The organism is Geodermatophilus sp. SYSU D00703, assembly GCF_054050155.1.
This window is the reverse complement of record NZ_JBJGYU010000001.1, coordinates 555413-575638: the sequence shown is the minus strand read 5'-3', so window position 1 is coordinate 575638 and position 20226 is coordinate 555413. Positions and strand designations below refer to the sequence as shown.

20 protein-coding genes are annotated in these 20226 nt (G+C 72.2%); 10 read left to right on the top strand and 10 right to left on the bottom strand.

Translation table 11 applies throughout. The features are described 5' to 3' along the window. Positions 1-6 precede the first annotated feature (6 nt). Together ACI782_RS02920 and ACI782_RS02915 are read right to left on the bottom strand one after the other, a co-directional pair. Positions 7-2631: a putative bifunctional diguanylate cyclase/phosphodiesterase gene (locus tag ACI782_RS02920; RefSeq protein ID WP_456905880.1), complete on the bottom strand. Its 2625-nt coding sequence runs from the start codon at positions 2629-2631 to the stop codon at positions 7-9. A 117-nt stretch (positions 2632-2748) separates the two neighbouring features. Continuing rightward, positions 2749-3693 (bottom strand): methyltransferase domain-containing protein, encoded by a 945-nt coding sequence (locus tag ACI782_RS02915; RefSeq protein ID WP_456906117.1) that lies wholly within the window; start codon positions 3691-3693, stop codon positions 2749-2751. 226 nt (positions 3694-3919) lie between these two features. Here ACI782_RS02915 and ACI782_RS02910 point away from each other — a divergent pair, with 226 nt between their 5' ends. After that, positions 3920-5422, top strand: coding sequence for a flavin-containing monooxygenase (locus ACI782_RS02910; protein WP_456905878.1), 1503 nt, complete (start codon positions 3920-3922; stop codon positions 5420-5422). 760 nt (positions 5423-6182) lie between these two features. After that, complete coding sequence (locus ACI782_RS02905) at positions 6183-6887, top strand: hypothetical protein (protein WP_456905876.1); 705 nt, start codon at positions 6183-6185, stop codon at positions 6885-6887. Positions 6888-6956: 69 nt separating this feature from the next. On the opposite strand, the gene ACI782_RS02900 is transcribed toward ACI782_RS02905, so the two are convergent. The 6 genes from ACI782_RS02900 to ACI782_RS02875 form a co-directional block, all read right to left on the bottom strand. Next, complete coding sequence (locus ACI782_RS02900; protein WP_456905874.1) at positions 6957-7424, bottom strand: hypothetical protein; 468 nt, start codon at positions 7422-7424, stop codon at positions 6957-6959. Then, positions 7421-7825: a TadE/TadG family type IV pilus assembly protein gene (locus tag ACI782_RS02895; protein ID WP_456905872.1), complete on the bottom strand. Its 405-nt coding sequence runs from the start codon at positions 7823-7825 to the stop codon at positions 7421-7423. The genes ACI782_RS02900 and ACI782_RS02895 overlap by 4 nt, the downstream gene beginning before the upstream one ends. 52 nt (positions 7826-7877) lie before the next feature. Then, entirely contained in the window at positions 7878-8084 is a 207-nt protein-coding gene (locus tag ACI782_RS02890; protein ID WP_456905870.1) for a hypothetical protein, read from the bottom strand. A gap of 29 nt (positions 8085-8113) precedes the next feature. After that, entirely contained in the window at positions 8114-9055 is a 942-nt protein-coding gene (locus ACI782_RS02885; protein WP_456905868.1) for a type II secretion system F family protein, read from the bottom strand. Between the two features lie 73 nt (positions 9056-9128). Then, complete coding sequence (locus tag ACI782_RS02880; protein WP_456905867.1) at positions 9129-10001, bottom strand: type II secretion system F family protein; 873 nt, start codon at positions 9999-10001, stop codon at positions 9129-9131. Further along, positions 9989-10600 carry a CpaF family protein gene (locus tag ACI782_RS02875; RefSeq protein ID WP_456905865.1) on the bottom strand — a complete coding sequence of 204 codons (612 nt, stop codon included), beginning with the start codon at positions 10598-10600 and terminating at the stop codon, positions 9989-9991. The genes ACI782_RS02880 and ACI782_RS02875 overlap by 13 nt, the downstream gene beginning before the upstream one ends. Before the next feature lie 28 nt (positions 10601-10628). On the opposite strand from ACI782_RS02875, the gene ACI782_RS02870 reads away from it, so the two are divergent. The 6 genes from ACI782_RS02870 to ACI782_RS02845 all read left to right on the top strand — a co-directional run bounded on the left by ACI782_RS02870 (position 10629) and on the right by ACI782_RS02845 (position 16493). Further along, the gene (locus tag ACI782_RS02870; protein ID WP_456905863.1) at positions 10629-12053 is read left to right on the top strand and encodes a recombinase family protein; all 1425 of its coding nucleotides are present in this window, start codon (positions 10629-10631) and stop codon (positions 12051-12053) included. A gap of 224 nt (positions 12054-12277) precedes the next feature. Further along, entirely contained in the window at positions 12278-12514 is a 237-nt protein-coding gene (locus ACI782_RS02865; protein ID WP_456905861.1) for a hypothetical protein, read from the top strand. Positions 12515-12786: 272 nt separating this feature from the next. After that, positions 12787-14559: an AAA family ATPase gene (locus tag ACI782_RS02860; RefSeq protein WP_456905859.1), complete on the top strand. Its 1773-nt coding sequence runs from the start codon at positions 12787-12789 to the stop codon at positions 14557-14559. Between the two features lie 312 nt (positions 14560-14871). Then, positions 14872-15657: a hypothetical protein gene (locus ACI782_RS02855; protein WP_456905857.1), complete on the top strand. Its 786-nt coding sequence runs from the start codon at positions 14872-14874 to the stop codon at positions 15655-15657. A gap of 117 nt (positions 15658-15774) precedes the next feature. Beyond that, entirely contained in the window at positions 15775-16179 is a 405-nt protein-coding gene (locus ACI782_RS02850; RefSeq protein WP_456905856.1) for a hypothetical protein, read from the top strand. After that, positions 16176-16493, top strand: coding sequence for a hypothetical protein (locus ACI782_RS02845; RefSeq protein WP_456905855.1), 318 nt, complete (start codon positions 16176-16178; stop codon positions 16491-16493). The genes ACI782_RS02850 and ACI782_RS02845 overlap by 4 nt, the downstream gene beginning before the upstream one ends. Before the next feature lie 19 nt (positions 16494-16512). Here the strand turns inward: ACI782_RS02845 and ACI782_RS02840 are convergent, their stop codons facing one another. Continuing rightward, entirely contained in the window at positions 16513-16971 is a 459-nt protein-coding gene (locus tag ACI782_RS02840) for a hypothetical protein (RefSeq protein WP_456905853.1), read from the bottom strand. A gap of 208 nt (positions 16972-17179) precedes the next feature. On the opposite strand from ACI782_RS02840, the gene ACI782_RS02835 reads away from it, so the two are divergent. Further along, on the top strand, positions 17180-17857 hold the full coding sequence (locus ACI782_RS02835) for a hypothetical protein (RefSeq protein ID WP_456905851.1): 678 nt from the start codon (positions 17180-17182) through the stop codon (positions 17855-17857). Between the two features lie 39 nt (positions 17858-17896). Here the strand turns inward: ACI782_RS02835 and ACI782_RS02830 are convergent, their stop codons facing one another. After that, positions 17897-18745, bottom strand: a complete 849-nt coding sequence (locus ACI782_RS02830) for an AbiJ-NTD4 domain-containing protein (RefSeq protein ID WP_456905849.1) — start codon at positions 18743-18745, stop codon at positions 17897-17899. A gap of 239 nt (positions 18746-18984) precedes the next feature. Between ACI782_RS02830 and ACI782_RS02825 the strand changes: the two genes are divergently transcribed. After that, complete coding sequence (locus tag ACI782_RS02825) at positions 18985-20205, top strand: hypothetical protein (protein WP_456905847.1); 1221 nt, start codon at positions 18985-18987, stop codon at positions 20203-20205. The last annotated feature ends 21 nt before the right edge of the window (positions 20206-20226 follow it).

Sequence of the window (20226 nt, the reverse complement as noted above, 5' to 3'; positions counted from 1 at the left end):
CGCCGGTCAGGCCCCGGGCAGCTCGGCGCGGGTGCCGGGGTGCTGGCCGAGCAGCAGCAGCTCGGCGTCCGTGGCCTCCAGTGGGCGGGCGAACAGGTACCCCTGACCGCGCGCGCAGCGGCCGTCGAGCAGCCGGGCGCGCTGCGCCTCCGACTCGACCCCCTCGGCGACGACCTCGAGGTCCAGGGCGCGGCCGAGGTCGACCAGGCCGCGGACGATCGGCGGCATCTCGTCGTCCTCGGTGATCGTGGCGACGAAGGACCGGTCGATCTTGAGGACGTCGACGGCGAACTGCTGCAGGTACCCCAGCGACGAGTAGCCGGTGCCGAAGTCGTCGAGCGCGACGCGCACGCCGAGTGCCCGGAGCGCGGAGAGGGTCGCGGCGGCGCGCTCGGGGTTGCCGACCAGCGCGGTCTCGGTGACCTCCAGGACCAGGGCCGACGGCGGCAGACCGCTGGCGTCGAGTGCCCCACGCACCTGGTCGGTCAGGTCCGGCGAGGCCAGCTGCACGGCCGAGACGTTCACCGACATCGTGGCGTCCGCGGCGGCGGGGTGCTCGCGCCGCCAGGCGGCGGCCGTCCGGCAGGCCTCCCGCAGCACCCAGGCGCCGATGTCCCCGATGAGGCCGAGGTCCTCGGCGACGGGGACGAAGCGCACGGGCGGGACGGCGCCCAGGGTGGGCGACTGCCAGCGCAGCAGCGCCTCGAACCCGAGCACCCGCTGGTCGGCCAGGTCGACGACGGGCTGGTAGACCAGCCGGAACTGCTCGGCGGCGAGCGCTCCGGACAGCTCCTGCTCCAGCCGGCGCCGCTCCACGGCGGCGGCCCGCATGTCAGGGTCGAAGACGACCGAGCGCCCGCGCCCGGAGACCTTGGCCGCGTACATGGCGATGTCGGCGTCCCGGACCAGCGACTCCCCCGTCGCGTCCGCGCCGGCCACGGCGATGCCGACGCTGCCGCTGATCGTCACCTGCTGGCCGGACAGCTCCATCGGCCGGGCGAGGGCGGCGAGCACCCGCTCGGCCGTGGCGCCGGCCTCGGAGACGCCGTCGCCGGTGCACTCGACGAGGACGGCGAACTCGTCGCCGCCGAGCCGGGCGACGGTGTCCCCGGCGCGGACCGCCGACCGCAGCCGGTCGGCCACCTCCCGCAGCAGGGCGTCGCCCGCCTGGTGGCCGAGGGTGTCGTTGACCGCCTTGAAGCCGTCGAGGTCGATGAAGACGACCGCCGCGCAGACGTCCCCGCGCGCGCGGCGACGCAGGGTCTGCTCGACCCGGTCGGCGAACAGCGCGCGGTTGGCCAGGCCGGTGAGGGCGTCGTGGAAGGCCTGGTGGGTCAGCGCCTCCTCGGCGCGCTTGCGGGCGGTGATGTCGGTCAGGTGGACGACGACGCCGCCGACGTCCGGGTCGGTGGTGAGGTCGACCATCCGGACGCCGAGCCAGCGCTGCCCGCCGTCGCGCCGGCACGGGAGCTCGGCGTCGACGACGGCGCCGCCGGCGGCCAGCGCCTGCTGGAAGACCCGGCGGCCCCCGTCGCGGTCGATGCCGGACAGCCGCGCCAGGTCGACGGCGGTCAGGCCGGCGGGGGTGTCCGGACCCAGGAGGCTCCGCAGGGCGGCGGGGTCGCTGAGCAGCCGGCCGTCCGCGGAGAACACCGCCACCGCGTCCGAGGAGTGCCGGGCCAGGGCCGCGCTGTACCGCTGCTGGGCGCGGACCTGCGCACGGGCGGCGGCCTCCGCGCGCATGACCCGGGCGACCCGCGCGAAGACGAGCAGCGCCAGCACGAGGGTGCCGCCGAAGACGGTCACCGGCGCGCCCGCGGCGCCGGTCACCGCCCGGAACAGCTCCAGACCGGCCGGCACGAGCAGCGCGCCCAGGCTCACCGCGAGCCGGGCCAACGACGGAACGGCCTCGACCGGCTCGGCCGCCGCGCGCTCCGGGCGGCCGCGGGCGCCGGCAGCGGCGGCCAGCAGCAGCGCCCCGAGCAGCCACCCCATGTCGAACCACACGCTGGCGAGCTCGGGGTCGGCCAGGAGCAGGAAGCCGAGGTCGGAGACGAGCCAGCAGGCCGCCCCCGCGGCGACGGCGAGCGGTGCGCGCTCCCCGCGGGCCCGGGTGACGACCAGCCGGAAGACCAGGCCGATGAGGGCGGCGTCCAGGGCCGGGTAGAGCGCCCAGACGACGCGGGTCAGCACCGGGAGGGAGGTGTCGCTGACCGTGCCGGCGACCGACAGCTGCCAGACGAGCATGAGCACCGCGACGAAGACGCCGGCCCCGTCCAGCCAGCCGTCGAGCTGCTTGTCCCGCGGGCGGCCGCGGGTGTCGGCCATCCGCCACAGGCCGAGGGCCAGCGCGAGGTAGCCGCCGAGCCAGGCGGCGTCCGCCGTGGAGACGTCGGGCGCGTCTCCCGCCCACGCGCCCAGCTGCCAGACGAGGTCACCGACGGCGCTGAGCGAGACACCGGCGGCGATGAGGACCGCCGCCGAGCGCCGGCCGGCCCGCAGCGCCCCCCGGCAGGCCAGTCCGGCGGCGGCCCAGGTGACGGCGAGGTACAGGACGTCGGAGCCGACCGTGCCGTACGCCGCGGCGTGCGCGGCCAGCACGGCGACCAGCACCAGCCGGCCGGCGGACACCGGCCCGAGCCGGCCTCCCCGATGGAGCACCCCTGCGCCCACTCGACACCGCCTCTCGGTCCAGTTGCCGGTGGATCGGCGGCGGCCCGGGACTGCTGAACGGCCGCGGGGGGAGCCTCATCCGGGTGGGTGACCCGGCCTCGTCGCGACGACGGCGACCAGCGGGGTACCCGGAGCGAGGCGCCGGGGCGGCTGTGGGCGGAGTCCGGCCGCGGTCAGCTCCGTGAGCAGCGCACCGGCGTCCGGCAGCTCCATGGCCCCCTCCTGCGCGCGGAGCAGCAGGTCGAAGTGCCGGCTGAACAGGTGCGGCGTCGCGACGGTGGTGACCACGACCAGGACCCCGCCCGGGACCAGCAGGCCGGCGACCGCGCGCAGCAGCGCGACCCGCTCGGCGGCGGGCACGTAGTAGACGACGTTGGCCAGCAGCGCGAGGTCGACCGGATCGACCCGGCCGCCCAGCTCGCGGACGTCGGCCCGCAGCACCTCGGCCCGCTCGTCGAGCCCTCGCCGGGCGAGGGTGCGCCCGGCGAGGGCGACCGCGCCGGCGTCGACGTCCACCCCGACCCCCACGGCCGCCGGCGCCGCGGCCAGCATCGCGGCGAGCTCCAGCCCCGCACCGCAGCCGACGTCGAGGACCCGCCGCGGTCGCCGCTCGGCGACGTCGCGGCGCGGCGGGCCGCCGACCAGCTGCGTCCGCAGCTCCCGGTAGACGCCGGTGTGGAAGCCGGAGAACGCCTCGTAGGTGGCGCGGACCAGGTCGTCGCGGACGACGGCCCGGCCGGCCCTGGTCAGCTCCCACGCCGTGTCATTGCCGCGGACCAGGCCCGCCGCCGCGACGACGCGCAGGAACGCCGCGAACAGCTCCGGGTCGGCGGTCCCGGTGCGGCGGACGAGGTCGTCGCTGGACGCCCTCCCGTCGGTGAGGGCGTCGAGCAGGCCGGTCTCCACGGCCGCGCCGACCAGGTGCAGGCGGACGGCGGTCTGCCCCTCCCGCGTGGCCCGCAGCCGCGCCCGCAGCTCCCCTGCCCGCAACAGCTGCCAGGTCGCGCGCGCGCCCAGCATCCTCGACACGGTCGTCACCTCCCGGGTGCGCCACTGTGGCCGCCGTCCCCTGATCGCGCCAGCACCCTGCGGCCCCGCCGTCCGAGCGTCACCCTGCCGGCACCGTGCGTGCTCACCCGGCCGACGGGTGCGGCGTCTCCGCGGTCGGCGGTCGTGGTGCACGTCACGACCTGTCCCCGGGCGCTGGTAGAACCGCGCCCGCGGACCGACCGAGGGGAGTCAGGGCATGACCACGACCGAGGAGTCGCAGACGGCGAGCGCGGAGCGCGTGGAGCACGTGGACGTGCTGATCGTGGGCGCGGGGATCTCCGGCATCGGCGCCGGGTACCACCTGCTGACCCAGCGGCCTGGCACGAGCTTCGTCATCCTCGACGCCCTCGACGGCCACGGCGGGACGTGGTGGACCCACCGCTTCCCCGGCGTGCGCTCCGACAGCGACCTGTTCACGTTCGGCTACCGGTTCAAGCCCTGGCGCGGCCCGTCGATCGCGACGTCGGAGGAGATCCTCCACTATCTCGACGAGGTCGTCGACGAGAACGGCCTGGACCGGCACATCCGGTACCGGCACCGGGTGACCGCCGCGACCTGGTCGACCGACGACCGCCGCTGGACCGTCGAGGTCACCCGCGACGACACCGGCGAGCAGCTGCGCTTCACCACCGGCTTCCTGTGGATGTGCCACGGCTACTACAAGCACGACGAGCCGCACCGCCCGCAGTGGCCGGGCATGGACCGGTTCCGCGGGACCGTCGTCCACCCGCAGCAGTGGCCCGCGGACCTCGACCACGCCGGCAAGCGGGTCGTGGTGATCGGTTCCGGCGCGACGGCGGCGACGGTCGTGCCCGCGATGGCCGAGACCGCCGCGCACGTGACCATGCTGCAGCGGTCGCCCACCTACTTCCTGGCCCGGCCGAAGACGCACGAGCTGGCGACCACGCTGCGGGCGCTGGACGTCCCGGAGGAGTGGACGCACGAGATCCTCCGCCGGCAGCACATCGCCGAGTTCAGCGAGCTGGCCCGGATGTCGTACGAGGCGCCTGACGAGCTGCGGACGTTCCTCATCGAGTCGATGCGGCCGCAACTGCCCGAGGGCTTCGACATAAAGAAGCACTTCACCCCGACCTACCGGCCGTGGCAGCAGCGGATCGGCGTCCTCCCGGACGGCGACATGTTCACCGCGATCCGCGAGGGCCGGGTCTCGGTGGTCACCGACACGATCGAGACGTTCACCGAGACCGGTGTGCAGGTCTCCTCCGGCGAGGTGCTCGAGGCCGACATCGTCGTCACGGCCACCGGCTTCGACCTCAGCGTCTTCGGCGGCGTCGCGTTCACCGTGGACGGCGAGCCGGTCGACTTCGCCGACACGGTGACCTACCGCGGGCTGATGTTCACCGGCGTCCCGAACACGGCCTACGTCTTCGGCTACTTCCGGCACAGCTGGACGCTGCGGGCCGACCTCATCGCCGACTTCGTCTGCCGGCTGCTGGCGCACATGGACGAGAAGGGGGCGACCATGGTCGTCCCGACGCTGCGGGACGACGAGGTCGCCATGCCGCGCCGGCCGTGGGTCGACCCGGAGAACTTCAACCCCGGCTACCTGGCACGGTCCATGCACCTCATGCCCAAGCAGGGCGACCGCGAGCCGTGGCTGCACCTGCACGAGTACTACGAGGAGCGCGACATCCTCCCCGCCGCCGACCTGGACGACGGCACGCTCGTCTACAAGTGAGGCCGGCCGCGGCCCGTCACCGCTCCGGCACCACGCTCCTGCAGCCGCGTTGCCGGCGTTCCTCGCGCAGTGCCGGTGCTGTCGAACTCGCAGTGCGAGAGAAGCGCCGGCACTGAGAAGACCCCAGGGGCTCGACGTCCGGGTGTGCCACCGAGGGCCACTGGAACGGCGACGAGGCGGGCGCCGGGTTCTACGCATCGGCCCACTCCCCGCGGGACACGTTCGACCCGCGAGGGCTGGGCAACAGGGACGCCGGCGCCCAGGACGTGGCCGTCACCGTGCACAACGGCGACCGCGTCTGACGACGCGCACGTTGCCGACGGATTCTCGCTGCTGCGCCGCGACGCCTGGCAGAGCGGCACCTTCAACGCCGGCCCCGAGCCGGCGACGAAAGGGCGGCCAGATCACCGTCAAGGGCCGGCTGCTGGTCGCCGACTGGGACCGGATGGCCTACGTGCCCTACGCCGGCCGCACCATCCAGGTCCAGTTCCGCACGCCGAACGGCGAACAGCGTGGCCGCCGGCTCCGTCCCGGTCGGCGACACCGTCCAGGTGGTCGCGCCCCCCTCGCAGCCGACGCCGCCACGGCCGACGGACAGGGGCAACAGCACGAACTGCGGTGACGGGACGGCGGAACGTCTCAGGTACGTAACCGCCCGCACCACGCGCGTGTGTCGGCTCTCCATGCGTCGGGCGTCGTCCTAGCTTCCCGTTCTATTCAACGGCGAGTGATCGCCCGAAATCGGACAGGAACGACACACATGAGGAAGCGCCTCGCGGCCGTGCTGGCCACGGTCGGGCTCACGGTCGGTGGCGTGGCCGTGGCCACCCCCGCACAGGCCGACGTCCGCTGCACCATCACCAACTTCAGTCCCCGCTCTGTCGTCGTGGGGCTGAGTCCCGTCACGCGGACCTTCGGCGTCTCGACATCCGGGTGCTCGACCGTGCGGAGTTGGACCGTCGACGAGTCCGGCTACCTGTTCTACACGTACAAGAGCTCGACGCAGGACACGTTCAACCCCAACTGGCTGCGCAACAGTGACGCGGGTGCGAAGGACGTGATCGTCAGCGTGGCCAACGGCGACTGGACCCGGACGGAGCGGACCTTCCTCGACGGGTTCAGGCTGCTGCGCCGCACCGCCTGGCAGAGCGGCACCTTCAACGCGAGCCCGGAGCCGGCGACGAAGGGCGGCCAGATCACCGTCAAGGGCCGCCTCCTGGTCGCGGACTGGGACGCCAACTGGGGACAGGGTGCCTACGTGCCCTACGCCGGTCGCACCATCCAGGTCCAGTTCCGCACGCCGGACGGCACGTACCGGACGGTCAAGACGGTCACGACTGACCGGAACGGCTGGGTGAACACCACCGTCCCGGCCAGCACGACGGGCGTCTGGCGCCTGCAGTACAAGGGCAACAGCGTGGCCGCCGGCTCCGTCCCGGTCGGCGACACCGTCCAGGTCCGGTAGCCCCGACCCCCTCTCGGTCAGTCCGCGGCGGCCGCCCGGTCCTGGGACCGGGCGGCCGCCGCGCCCCGGTCAGCCGTCGACGTAGCGGTCGCGTTCGACGAGGAACTGCCCCGTCGCGGTGTTGGCGTCGATGAACTCCGGCAGCAGCGGGATCCGCACGGTCACCGTGACGCAGACGGAGAACTCCTCCCCCGGCGTCAGCGTCGGCGTGTAGCCACCCGCCGCCTCGCACCCGGCACCGGCCGGCGCGTAGGCGACCCGGACGTCCGCGGCGTCGATCGACTGGTCGGCCACCGCCAGCCGCGCCGCCGCCTCGGCCCGGGCCGCACCGCTGACCGCGTCCGGCGCGGTGCCGATCGCCCGCCCGGCCTCCCGCGCCGCCGCGGTGGAGGCGAACACCCCGCGCTGCACGGCCGAGAACCCCGCCACGATGTAGACCAGCGGCACGAACACCACGATCGCGATGAACACGAACTCGACCAGCGCCGAGCCTCGCTCACCCTCGAGCTGTCCCAGCCGGGCGCGCAGCCACCTCACGCCGCGATCTCCTTGACCGCGCGGCCGGTAACCTCGAGCGGCAGCAGGTTGCCCAGCCCGGCCAGCAGCGTCGGCACCGCACCCGAGCAGCGCACGACGACCAGCGTCAGCCCGCTGGCGTCGGCCTCCTCCCCCGATGTGCACGCCAGTCCCTGGGCGGTCTGCTGCGACGTCGCCCGCGCCACGACGGCCACCGTCCGGTCCGCACCGGTGGACGACGGCACGTCGGCGTTGGCCGCGTACCGGGCGCCCTCCTGCGCGCCGGCGGTCACCACGTTGCGGGTGTGCACGTACACCGCGACCTGCAGCACCGCGAGCAGCAGCACCACGACCAGCACCGAGACGAAGACGAACTCGACCACCGCGCCGCCCCGCTCCCGGTCGTCCGGCCGCGGCCCCACTGCAGGGTCCCGCCCCGAGCGGAGCGAGGGGTGGGGAGGACGGGATCCCTCCTCAGCCACCGCTCGTGACGGAGTCCAGCGCGTTGGTCACCGCGGAGACGATCGCCTCGCGGAACGGGATGAGGATCGCCAGCACCAGCGCAGCGGTCATCACCGTGATCATCACCCAGCCGGGCACGTCGCCCCGCTCGGGATCCTCCCCGCGCAACCGGTCGGCCAGTGCGGCCAGCGCCGCGAGGACCCCCGTGAGACCCGGCATCGTTCGTCCTTCCTGTCGTGTCCGCGGGCTCATCGCGCCAGCGAGACGATGCTGATCAGCCCCGGGAACAGGGCGAAGACAACGGTCACCGGCAACACCAGGAAGACGACCGGGACCATCATCGCGATCTCCTTCCGGCCGCCGGCCTCCAGCAGCCGGCGCTTGCCGGCCTCCCGCACGTCGGCCGCCTGCGCGCGGAGCACCTCGGCCAGCGGCGTGCCGCGCTCGATCGCGACCAGCAGGCCGTCGACGAAGCGGGCCAGCGCGTCCAGCGAGGTCCGGTCGGCCAGCTGCTGCAGCGCGTCGACCAACGGCACCCCGGCACGGGCCCGGCCGAGCGCCGAGCCGAGCTCGCGGGCCAGCTCACCGCCGGAGAGCCGGGTGACCCGCGCGATCGCCGCGGTCGGGCTCTCGCCCGCCGTCACCGCCAGCGCCAGGAGCTCGGCGACGACCGGGAACTCCGCGAGCAGCAGCTCCTCCCGCCGGCGCACCCGCTGGGTGAGCCACCAGTCGCGACCCAGGACCCCACCGACCACCCCGGCCACGCACAGCAACGCCATCGACAACACGTTCACGCTGCCGGCGACCAGTGAGCCGACTGCCGCGAGCAGCGCCGTCCCGAGCAGCCCGAGGCCGCCCCAGACCACCTGCTCGACGCGGAAGTCCTCGACCGTGACCTCGCCGCCGAGCGCGTCCAGGCGCCGGCGCACCGCCGTCCGGCCGCCCACCACCCGGTCCACGAGCCGTGCACCGTCGGCCACCACCGGTCCGAAGACCCGCCGGGCCGCGGTGAGCAGGCCGGCCTCCGTCGCCGTCCCCAGCAACCGGGACGGCGGTGGGGTGTCGTGCACGTACGGCGCCAGCCGGTCCACCAGCCGGACCGACCGGAACGGCGGCGCGAAGGTGACCACGAGCAGCGCGCCGGCCGCCGCGGCCAGCCCGAGCAGCATCCCGGTCAGGGCGGCGCTCACGAGTCCTCCTCGCCGACGCTCGTCGGCCGCGTTCGCGGAGCTGCCGTGCTCATCGGTGGGCTCGCACGCTCGCTCACTGGAGCACCCGCAGGTCCTGCGGCAGCCGGCCGATCCGCAGCATGAGCCGGTACGCGGCGAGGCAGACCGCGGCGCCGCCGAGCAGCAGCGCGGTGCCGACCGGGGAGTCGTAGGCGTCCAGCGTCGTCGACTGCGTGGCGAGGAGCAGCAGCACGACCCACGGCGCGGCGACCGCCAGCCGCGCCGCCTGCACCACCCAACCCTGCCGGATCTCCAGCTCGGCGCGGGCGCGGGCGTCCTCGCGGAGGAAGGTGGCGAGGGTCCGCAGCACCCGGCCGAGGTCGCTGCCGCCGACCTCGCGGGCCACCCGCAGCGTCTCGACGATGCGGTCGCCGACCGGGTCGGCGAGGTCGTCCTTGAGCCGGTCCAGGCAGGTGCCGAACCGACCGCTGGAGCGGTAGTCGGTGGCGAACCGGGCGAACGGCGGCCGGAGCACCTCCGGCCCGCGGGTCGCCAGGGCGGCCAGCGCCTCGGGCAGCGACAGCCCCGCGCGGACGGCGGAGGCCAGGTTGTCCACGACCTCGGGCCAGACCTCCCGCAGGTCCGCGCGACGCTTGACCGCCAGCCGCCGCACCTGGACAGCGGGCAGCGCGAACCCGAACGCGCCGAAGACCAGGCTCACCGTGACCGTGCCGGTGGTCAGCAGGACGACGACGAAGGCCAGCAAGCCCAGCCCGACCTGCAGCGCGATGAGCTGGGCGGCGTTGATCCCGGTCAGTCCGGCCGCGGCGAGCCGCTGCTGGCGACGGGACGGCCCGCGCGACCTCGGCGTCCGCCGGGGGGCGCGGGGGCCGCTGCGCCAGACCAGGAGCAGACCGACACCGAGCAGCAGACCCAGCAGCGCGCCGGTCAGCGTCACGAGGGCCACCGGGCGTCGTCCAGCAGCGCGGGGAGATCGATGCCGCGGGCGGCGAAGCGCTCGGCGTGCGGCGGGTAGCCGTCGGCCCGCACCAGCCGCCCGTCGCGCGTGGTGAACAGGTCGGCCAGCTCGACGACGCCGTTCTCGGCGCGGCCGGGGACCGCCACGATCTCGCGCACCCGCCGACGCCCGTCCGGGTCGGTGCCGACGTGCACGACCAGGTCGACGCTGGCGGCGACCGTCGGGACGACGAAGGCGTGGCCGATGTTCTCGCCGGCCAGCAGCGGGAGGGTGCACATCTTCACGACGGCCTCGCGAGCGCTGTTGGCGTGGAGGGTGCACATGCCGGGCAGTCCGGAGTTGAGCGCGATGAGCAGGTCGAGGCACTCCTCCTGCCGGACCTCGCCGACGACGATCCGGGAGGGCCGCATCCGCAGCGCCTCCTTCACCAGGCGGCGCAGCGGGATCTCGCCCGCTCCCTCCAGGTTGGGCTGTCGGGTCTGCATCGCGACGACGTCCGGGAGCGGGAGACGGAGCTCGAACACCTCCTCGCAGGTGATCACCCGCTCCCGCGCGGGGATCGCCGCGCACAGACAGTTGAGCAGCAAGACCTGTACGAAGTGGCATACTTCAACCGTGACCGCCTCACTGCCTCGGACCAACCGCCGACCCACCGCTGACCAGCCGCGGGCCGCCGTCTACTGCCGGATCTCGTCCGATCCGCGCGGGCTCGGGCTCGGTGTCGAGCGCCAGCGCCAGGACTGCCACGCGCTGGCCGAGCGTCACGACTGGCGGCTCGTGGGGACCTTCATCGACAACGACGTGTCGGCCTACTCGGGCAAGCCACGACCGCAGTACGCCGCCCTCATCGAGGCCGTGCAGGCCGGTGAGGTGGACGTCGTGGTGGCCTGGGACCCCGACCGGCTGCACCGCTCCCCGAGGGAGCTGGAGGACTTCATCGACCTCATCGAGCGCACCGGGACCGACGTCGTCACCGTGCAGGCTGGCCAGTGGGACCTCGGCACCGCGAGCGGCAAGCTCATGGCGCGGATGCTGGGCTCCATCGCCCGCCACGAGTCCGACCACAAGAGCGAGAGGGTGCGCCGCGCCATGCAGCAGCGAGCCGAGTCCGGCCGGTCCCACGGCCGCCGCGCCTACGGCTGGACCCGCGAGCACGCTCCCGACGGCACGGTCCGCGAGGTCGTCGAGCCCGCCGAGGCCGCCGTCGTCCAGCACATCGCCGACGCCCTGCTGTCCGGAGAGTCCCTGCGCGCGGTCACTGCAGCGCTGAACGCCGACGGAGTCCCCTCGCCGACCGGCAAGCCCTGGGAGAAGGGCATGGTCCGGCACCTCGTCCTGCGCGACCGGAATGCCGGCCTCCGCGTCCACCGCGGCGAGGTGGTCGGCGAAGGCGCGTGGGAGCCGATCCTGCCGCGGCACCGTTGGGAGCAGCTCCGAGCCGTCCTCACCGACCCGGGCCGCCGGACGTCGACCGGCTCGGCCGCCGCTCACCTGCTGTCGGGCATCGCCCGGTGCGGTGTGTGCGGCGCCAGCCTCCGCATGGCCGTCAACCGCGGCGTGCCGTCCTACCGGTGCTCGGCCAACGGCTGCGTGATCCGCCGGAAGACCGACCTGGACGACCTCGTCACCGAGCTAGTCGTGGGCCGCCTGTCCGCCACGGACGCCGTCACCCTGCTGGCCAGCACCGGCGACTCCCCCGAGCGGGTCGCTGCGGTGGCCGAGGCCGACCAGCTCCGGGCCCGGCTGGACGAGGCCGCCGACCAGTACGCCGACGGGCTCATCGACGGCCGGATGCTGGAGCGCATCACGGCCCGCCTGCGCCCCCAGCTCGCCGAGGCCGAGGCCCGGAGCCGGGTCGTCGACTCCGCTCCCCTACTGGACGGCCTGGTGGGCGCGCCCGACATCCGCGCCGTGTGGGAGGGCCTGAGCCTCAGCCGCCGCCGCGCCGTCGTCGACACCCTCATGACCGTGACGCTCATGAAGACCCGGCAGGGTGCCCGGACCTTCGACCCCGAGTCCGTCCGCATCGCCTGGAAGTAGGTCGCTGTGAACTTGCTGTGTGCTTAATGCAGCAGGTGGCGCCACTACTCAATACGGGGGTACAAAGGAATCACGACGGACCGGGCGCCCTAGGTGGCGCCGGTCGGGGGTGGACTCTCCGACAACGGTCGCGGAAGGCGCAGGAGCCCCGCAGGTGGTCGAACACCTACGAGGCTCATCGCCATTCAGGGGCATGAGCCGCCCGACCTCTCACGAGGCCACCAATGGCTCACTCACAAGCCGTAGCGAAGGCCCGGTCCGCGCTCGGCATCCATCACCGCTGGCACGCTGACGACGCCGCCGGGCTCACCGAGCGCCGCCGCGAGTTCGTCACGGAGAAGCTCGCGGCGTACATCGAGCGCACCCTCGCCGAAGCTCCGCCACTCACCGCCGATCAGCGGGACCGGCTCACGAAGCTGCTGCACTCGCCTGCGGGCAAGAGTGCTGCCGAAGCTCGCTGAGGCATCGGGGACCGTTCCCCGATTCGCGCCCCCGCCATGGATTCGATTCATGGAAGGAAACCGATGTCTCAGCAAACACGAGAGAAGGCCCGGAGCAGCAGGCCAGCCCCGAGCCTTCCCGAGCAAATCGCACCCACCACGGCGCCGGACTGCTCGACTCTCAGCGTACCTATTGCGCTCGCCGTCGCCGTTCTGGTCGCAATCCTGCTCGTCGCCGTTCCCGCTTTCTCGTGGCTTGCCATGGGCGTGCTCATCGGCTGGGGGTGCCTCTCGTGACCGCGTGGACCGACGACCCCTGGTCCAGCACGACCGTGCCAGAGGACTGGGACCCGGTAGAGAGCGCGCGTCTCATCGATCAGTACCGCGTTGAGCACCTGGGGTGGGACCGGGCCGCGCACGAGCGGGCCAGGGAGCAGCTCCGCGCCGAGCTGGACGCCGAGGCCCAGCGCATCGCTGCCGAGGAGGCCGCCGAGCTCGACGTGATCACCGCTGAGATCGACGCCCGGCGCCGTGAGGTCTGGCGCGACTTCGACTTCACCGACAAGGAGTACAAGGCCCCGGGCTCCGACGAGTGGAACCGGACCGTCCGGGGGCTGGCCACGACCGAACAGGAGAGACGACACCCGATGCGTGTCCACGCGGAGCGGGAGGCACGGGGCGAGTTCCTCCCCCTGCGCGACGGTGCGACCGATGTCGACCTTGACGGCATCGTCATCGGCAAGCGCCTCTACTACGACGACGAGGGCAAGCCGCACACCGAGGACTGCTACACCTGGAACGGCGAGGAGTTCGGCCCCATCCGGCCGGACCTCGAGGCCCGCGTGAAGCTCGAGCAGGCCGTCGTGGACGCCTCCCACGCCTCCACGCACATGGACTACCGGGTGGAGTTCTGCACCCCCTGCGAGCTGCGGTCCCGTGGCTGGACTGCCGAGGACGCCGCCGCCTCCGATGGCTCCTTCGAGAAGGACATCGAGGAGGAGGTCGTCCGGCCCAGGCTGCGCCGTCACCTGTGGCGCGGGAAGTTGCCGGTCGTCCGGGGCCTGCAGGTTCTCGACGGGCCGGAGTTCCTGGACGCCGCCGAGCTGCTGGCCCAGGAGTCGCCCGGCTGGCTGATCAACCTGCTGATCCCGCACCGGTCGGTCGGCTTCGTCGTCGCTGCCCACAGCAAGGGCAAGAGCTTCCTGGTCGACGACATTGCCTTCCACGTGGCCGCGGGATTGGACGAGTGGCACGGCCGGGAGTCCGAGGACGCCAACCTCACCGGCCGTGCCGTGGTCGTAAAGGGCGAGGACGCAGCAGCGTCCGGGCAGCGCCTCGCGGCACTGCTGGCCCACCACGACATGACCGCTGATGATCTGGAGGACCGGCTGCTCGTGCGGCCGGGCGCGGTGAACCTGTTCACCGGGGGTGCTGAGTTCGACTCGCTGCTGCGGCTGTGCCGGGAGCTGCGCCCAGAGCTCATCGTCCTGGACACCCTGCAGACCTGCACCGTCGGTGCGGACCACAACAGCGCCGCCGACATGGCCGTGGTCGGAGATCGCCTGCGGACGCTGCAGCGGGCTAGCGGCGGTGTCGTCCTGGTGGTGGCCCACGCGGGCAAGAACGGCACCGACGCGCGCGGCTCGTCCGCCATCGAGGCCGATGCCGACTTCGTCCTCAGGGTCGCCGAGTGGAACCCGGCGGGAGCCATGAGGGTCGACGTTGCCAAGCTCAAGAACGGCGAGACCGGCAGCTTCACCCTGGGAGTCCGCAAGGTCGCTGGCTCGCTGGTGCTGACCAGCCCTGGAGAGCGGGAGACCCCGGCGGTCACCTGGTCCTCGTCGAGCAACGAGAACCGTGTGCTCACCGCGCTGAAGGTGCTGCACCCGACCGGGCCGGCCAGCGAGTCCGCGATCCTCGCCGTGGTCAACGACAGCGACCACCCGCAGATGAACCGCGGCACGGCCTATCGGGTGCTCTCCCGCCTCGTGGAGCGCGGCGACGTGGTGCAGCCGAAGCCCTCCGTTCGCGCCTTCCTGCTCGCCACCGAGGAGGGGCAGCGGTGAGCGGCCGCAGCAGGGGTGCAGCAGCAAGTGCAGCAACCGGGTGCAGCACTGGCGCAGCACATAAACCTGCAGGTCAGGGCCCTAGCTGCTGCGATTTGCTGCGATTTGCTGACCCCCGCTGCTGCGATCTGCTGCACCACCTCTCCCCCCTAAGGGGAGAGGTGCAGCGCAGCGGCGCAGCAGATGTAGCGAGGCCCGTCCCGCTGGCCAGCAGGAACCCCTCATGAACTTCCGTCCGCGCCTGCGGACGGTTCCCGACCCGCGCCCGCTGGTTGGCCGTAGCAACACCGACACCGAGAAGAGGAAGAAGTCATGACCGCTCCGTTCCGCCGCACCCTCAGCACCGGGTTCGACCACCTGGAGGTGCGCGACAGCGGCCCCACGCAGGCTGAGATCGACGCGTTCGCGCAGAAGTGGGCCGAGAAGAAGGCCGCCGACTACTCGCCGCACCCGCTGGACGGCATCCCCGCTGTGCCGCACCAGCACCGCCCGCTCAACTCATGGGAGCCCGAGCGCCTCACCGAGCGCCCCGGCTGGCACGCCACCATGACCCCGCCTGAGGTCGCCGAGCGGTGGGAGGCCCTCCTCGCCGCCGTCGAGGCCGTCGAGGAGTCCTCGGCCTCGGTGAAGGCCCTGGGTGCCGACGAGGCCGCCGAGCGCCGCCGGTACGACGCCGCGGTGGCCCGTGCGGTCCGCGCCGGGGACCCGGTGCCCGAGCCCGGCGCAGTCACCGACTGGCGCGCCGAGCGGACCAAGCGGGAGGCCGTCGACCGCGTCCGTCAGCAGCAGGCGGCCGACGCGCGCCGGGAGTACGACGCCGCTGTGCGGGAAGCGCTGCCGTCTTGGCGAGCCGCGGTCGAGGCCGAGCTGCCGAAGCTCACCGCCGCCGCCGAGCAGGTCGTCGAGCGGATGCGGCCCGCGGTGTCGAAGCTGGCTGCAGCCCACGACGTGCTCGCGGCGATGGCCGAGGACTCGGTGCCCACCGACCGGCGCGACGTCGCGGCCCAGGAGCAGGCCCGCGCGGTCGTCGACCACCACCGGGGCCGCACCAGCGCCGCCCGTGTCGGTCTGGCCCGGCTCGCCGAGGCCCTGGCCTGACGAACGGCCGGTGCCGCCACACCGGCCCACCACGGCCCACGAGGGGCGCAGCGCACCGACGCCGCCCCTCATGGGGCCCCGCCGCCACAGACAGCACAGAGCAGACAGGACGAGACGATGACCGAGACGACCGACGATGAGCTGCCCAAGCCGCCACGGGGACTGAAGGCCCGCGGCCGGAGACTATGGGCCGATGTCACCGCCGCCCACGAGCTGCGCCCCGACGAGCTGGCGGTGCTCGCCGCAGCCGCCCGCACCGCCGACGAGCTCAACTGCCTGGAGACCGAGCTCGCCACCGCTGAGGTGGTCGTAGCCGGCTCCACCGGCCAGGAGCGCCCCAACGGCCTGTTCCGCGAGGTCCGCGAGCACCGGAAGACCCTCGCCGCACTGCTCAAGCAGCTCGGGCTCGTGGAGTCCGACGGGGGCGGCGGGACCGTCGTCCCGCTGCACATCAGCGCCGCCCGCCGGGCCGCCGTCGGCGTCCGCTGGTCCCGGGAGCGCGCTGAGCGAGGCGACCGGTGAGCCGCCCGCGGAAGCGCCGGGCCGACGACGCTGCCGAGGAGCTGCTGCGCCACCGCGGGGGCCCTGCGTGGCTGGCCGACGACGAGTCGGTCCCCGCCGACGAGCTCGCCGGCCTGCTGGCAGGCGGCTGGGACTCCGAGCACGCGCGCCACTTCGCCAGCGAGCGCCGGTGGCGTGACGGGCTGCAGGAGTACGCCAAGGCGACCCGCGAGCCGGTGCCCGCGCTCCAGCAGCGGCTCGGGCTCGCCCCGGAGCTAGTCGAGGGCGTCGACTACGTCCGCACCCGGGCCGAGCTGGAGGCCCCCCGTGGTTGACCGGTTACTCCGTGAGCAGTCAGCTCCCGATGACCTTGCGCACCACGTCGTAGAACCGATGGATGTCGGTCCTGAGCTGAACAACGTCCTTGTGATCGTCAGGGACAGCCTCGCCCTGGTAGTGGCCAAGACCGGGGAACTCCTGCTCGATGTTCCACCTGAGCACCTCCTCTGTGCGCAGAAGGGCCTTCCAGGCGTCGAAGACAGGGCCGGGCGCGAACATGCGCATCTGGGCGGTGATGAGGTCCACGTGCGCCAGCTCGGGCCGCGTCTGCGCAGTCGCATACGGGTCCGTGACCCGCTCAAGCATGGTCTCAAGCGTCTGGACGTAGGCCATGGCGTCCGTGTAGGCGGCCGTTGCCTTGTCACGGCGCCATGTGGCCCGCTCACGCTTGGCCGCCACCCAGTTCTGGAGAAGCGGAGCGGTCAGCGTCGTCAACAGGCCCAGAGCGGCGATCGCGATCGTTCCCCAGTTCATCCTGCGACCTTGACAGACATGGGATCAGCCCTTGACGCACGTCCCATGGCAGGACCCTCGGAGACGCCTGCGAGGGGTCGAAACCTGATCTTGCTTGTATCGCGCAGCTACGCGGCTGCTATGCCCACCGGTCCCGAGCGTCTCGCCGCGACCCCCCTCCCCCACCCGCTGCACGCACGCGGGCCCACGACCACGAGGAGACAGACCGATGACCACGACCACGACCGCGCAGAGCTCCGACGTCGAGCACGCGCGAGCGCTCGCGAAGCTGTCCGCTCGCGGCGTCCACCGACACTGGATCGAGCAGCGCTCGACCTCGCTGCCTGATGCGCTCGCCGCGCTGCGAGGTCTGTTCGTCCTCGCTGAGGCTGGCCGGCTCGACGCTCGATCAGCGCGAAGGATCGTCGTCGGCTCGTGGGCTCGGCTCGCTCCTCGTCCGACGCTCGTCGTCCCTGTTGAGGCCTGGCGCGAGCTGTTTGCCATCGGTGGCCCGAGCATCGACGAAGACACGTGGAGACGTCCCGAGTCGCTGGTGCTGTTCCGCGGCTGCGCGGACGTGCCAGCAGCTCGCTCGGGCATGAGCTGGACGCTGGAGCCTGCTGTGGCTCGCTGTCACGCCGAGGGGATGACCGGCTCCAGCGCGAGCGCGCACAGCTCGCCGCGGATTTTCACCACGACCGCGCCGCGGGAGGCGCTGCTCGCCCGCATCGACAGCAACGGGGAGTCCGAGATCGTGGTCGACCCTGCGCTGCTCGATGAAGTCAGCGAGGTCCCGCGCGAGGAGTGGAAGAGCTGGCCAGCGCCGGTCCGCGTGTGGATCAGCGCCGACGAGTGGACTGTCGTCCCCGACGTCGCGCACTGGCGCCGCTTCGCGCGAACCCGCTGACCGACCTCACCCCTTCCCGCCCGGCCATCCGTCAATGAGCTACTGCTTGCCTTCGAGAGGCACACCGGCGCGTGCCGCCTCTGTGATCAACAAGCTCACAAACGCGGAGCATGTGACTAGGAAATACTTGGCCTGCGCCTGGTCGACCGTCGGAGCGTCCACGGCGAAGTGGCGGATCCCGTCCGCATCGCTGGTGAAGCCGTAGAGCTTCAACCACGCCTGTTCCAGCGCCGGATGCAGAGCCAGGCCACTGTCCTTGAGGCGCTTGACCGCCTCACCGAGCGTCTTCTTGTTTGTGATCAGCGCGCAGACCGACTCGACCGCACTGATGCTCTCCTTGATGCTGTTGCTGTAGTCCGGCGCCTCGCGGTCGGCAAGCAGCTCCAGCGCTCTCTGCAGGTGATGCCGAACTCCAGCTAAGCCCTCGGAGTCGGACAGCGCGTCCTCAACCGCGGCCAAGTCGACCGTCGAGTCGATGGGCACAATGCGCCCATCTACGAATCGGTAGGCAGCGAGGTGCTTCTCGAGCAACGCGTTGAAGTGACGGACGCAGGACCCGTGGGCCCCTTCCCCCGCGTAGTCCTCCACCTCGTCAGCCAGAAACTCGATGAAGTCGTACACCTGGAACCACTCACCCCTAAGCACGACCGCCTTGACGTACTCCTGGATGCGCTCCTTGTACGTGATCTCGTCCAGCGGCCGACGGAGGAAGTCGGCCCAGAGTCGAGTCAGAAACGGCGCGTGCTGCGGCCACTCGACCTTCTTGGTGAGGCCCTCGTACAGGCCCAGGATGTAGTTCCAGAGGTCCAGGCGCAGCGCCTCGTCCAGGCTCTCGTGCTGCAGAGCTGTGCGGACCTTTGTGTATCCGTGTCGCTCCGAGAACCGCATGCCATCCCCCAGCGCCGTGTGCGTCCTTGCCAGGAGTCTTGCAGGCTTGTCTCGACACCGGTCACGGAGGGCAACTCATGTCAGAGTAACTAGGTGTGGAAGCGGTGGCTTGATACGCCGCTGGTCGAGAGCGTCCTCAGTCCAGCAGAGACTGATGGCCGTGTCGTCGCCTGGCTCGACTGGAGCCGGCCACCGGTGAGGCATCATGCTCCAGCGAGCCATACAACAGCGGGAGTGCCATGGCCAGGCTGTCCGACCTAACCGATCAGTCAGCCGTTGTCGCGGCCGTCGCGGAATTCAAGCGCCTCGGCCGTCCAGCGTTCCTTGCGAAGTACGGCTTTGCCGAGAGCCGCGTGTACTTTGCCTGGGTCGATGGCGAGCACATCGATTCGAAGGCCCTTGTAGCTGCCATCTGGGCACACCAGTACCCCGACCGTCCTCGATTGACGGCAGCAGACTTCTCGGGCGGCCGCGACAACACTGGTGCGGCGCTGGAACGCCTAGGCATCCCCCTAAAGGCTCGCTGGGACCTCGACTGGGACATAGCCGTTGGAGAGCATTTGAGCCGCAGACAGCGAATGCAGCTATTTGGCGGCGCCACGCCCAGTCGCATCGAACCCTCCGCCTCGACGCTCAACGTCTTCCTCTACTCCCACCCGGGCCGCAACGAGAGTCTCGGATGCAACTTCGACGGATGGTCCGCCGATGGCAGCGCCTTCCTTTTCACCGGCGAGGGGCGCCGCGGCGACCAGCTCATTCGAGTCGGCAACCTTGCGGTTGTAAGTCATAAGCTCGAGCAGAGGGCACTGCGCCTCTTCTTGGCCGACGGCCTCATCCCGGGCACTCAGGCCGTGAACCAGCTCTACATCGGAGAGTTCCAGATCGACGACGCCGACCCATTCGTCATCGTGGATGCCCCTGATGAAGAAGGCGAACTCCGCAGTGTGTTCGTATTTCGCCTGGGGCCGGTGGGTCCAACACTTCGTCGTCCCCAGGACGTGAGCCAGGCAGGCGACCCGTCGAGCGGTGTAGCCGAGCTCGTGGACTTGGAGGTGGACGAGGCGTCGGAGTTCGAGACGCCCGGAGCACCGCCCAGTACGGCAACCAAGCGCGAAGCGCTATTGGTTAAGCGCTACCGCACCGTGCTCGCTAGGCGAGGCCATCCTGTCCGCCGCTGGCAGCTGCGTCCCACGGGCGAGCTGACGACCATGCTGACCGATCTCTACGACGAGACTGCCCAGGAGCTGTACGAGGCCAAGGGCTCGGCGAGCCGACCGAGCATGCGCCTAGCGCTGGGGCAGCTACTCGACTATGAACGCCACCTACCCACACCGCCGAAGCTCAAGACGGTCCTTGTGCCAACCCGGCCGGCGGACGACCTGCTTGATCTGCTGCATTCACATGGGGTGGGTTGCGTCTGGGAGACCGGGCACGGCTCCTTCCACCGGTCTGACCCATGACCGGGTGATCCTGTTACCGCC

Bases quoted from the DNA above. Each gene is read 5' to 3' on its own strand.
- ACI782_RS02915 (WP_456906117.1), bottom strand. From the start codon at position 3,693: ATGCTGGGCGCGCGCGCGACCTGGCAGCTGTTGCGGGCAGGGGAGCTG.
- ACI782_RS02910 (WP_456905878.1), top strand. From the start codon at position 3,920: ATGACCACGACCGAGGAGTCGCAGACGGCGAGCGCGGAGCGCGTGGAG.
- ACI782_RS02905 (WP_456905876.1), top strand. From the start codon at position 6,183: ATGAGGAAGCGCCTCGCGGCCGTGCTGGCCACGGTCGGGCTCACGGTC.
- ACI782_RS02890 (WP_456905870.1), bottom strand. From the start codon at position 8,084: ATGCCGGGTCTCACGGGGGTCCTCGCGGCGCTGGCCGCACTGGCCGAC.
- ACI782_RS02865 (WP_456905861.1), top strand. From the start codon at position 12,278: ATGGCTCACTCACAAGCCGTAGCGAAGGCCCGGTCCGCGCTCGGCATC.
- ACI782_RS02855 (WP_456905857.1), top strand. From the start codon at position 14,872: ATGACCGCTCCGTTCCGCCGCACCCTCAGCACCGGGTTCGACCACCTG.
- ACI782_RS02850 (WP_456905856.1), top strand. From the start codon at position 15,775: ATGACCGAGACGACCGACGATGAGCTGCCCAAGCCGCCACGGGGACTG.
- ACI782_RS02840 (WP_456905853.1), bottom strand. From the start codon at position 16,971: ATGAACTGGGGAACGATCGCGATCGCCGCTCTGGGCCTGTTGACGACG.
- ACI782_RS02835 (WP_456905851.1), top strand. From the start codon at position 17,180: ATGACCACGACCACGACCGCGCAGAGCTCCGACGTCGAGCACGCGCGA.
- ACI782_RS02830 (WP_456905849.1), bottom strand. From the start codon at position 18,745: ATGCGGTTCTCGGAGCGACACGGATACACAAAGGTCCGCACAGCTCTG.
- ACI782_RS02825 (WP_456905847.1), top strand. From the start codon at position 18,985: ATGGCCAGGCTGTCCGACCTAACCGATCAGTCAGCCGTTGTCGCGGCC.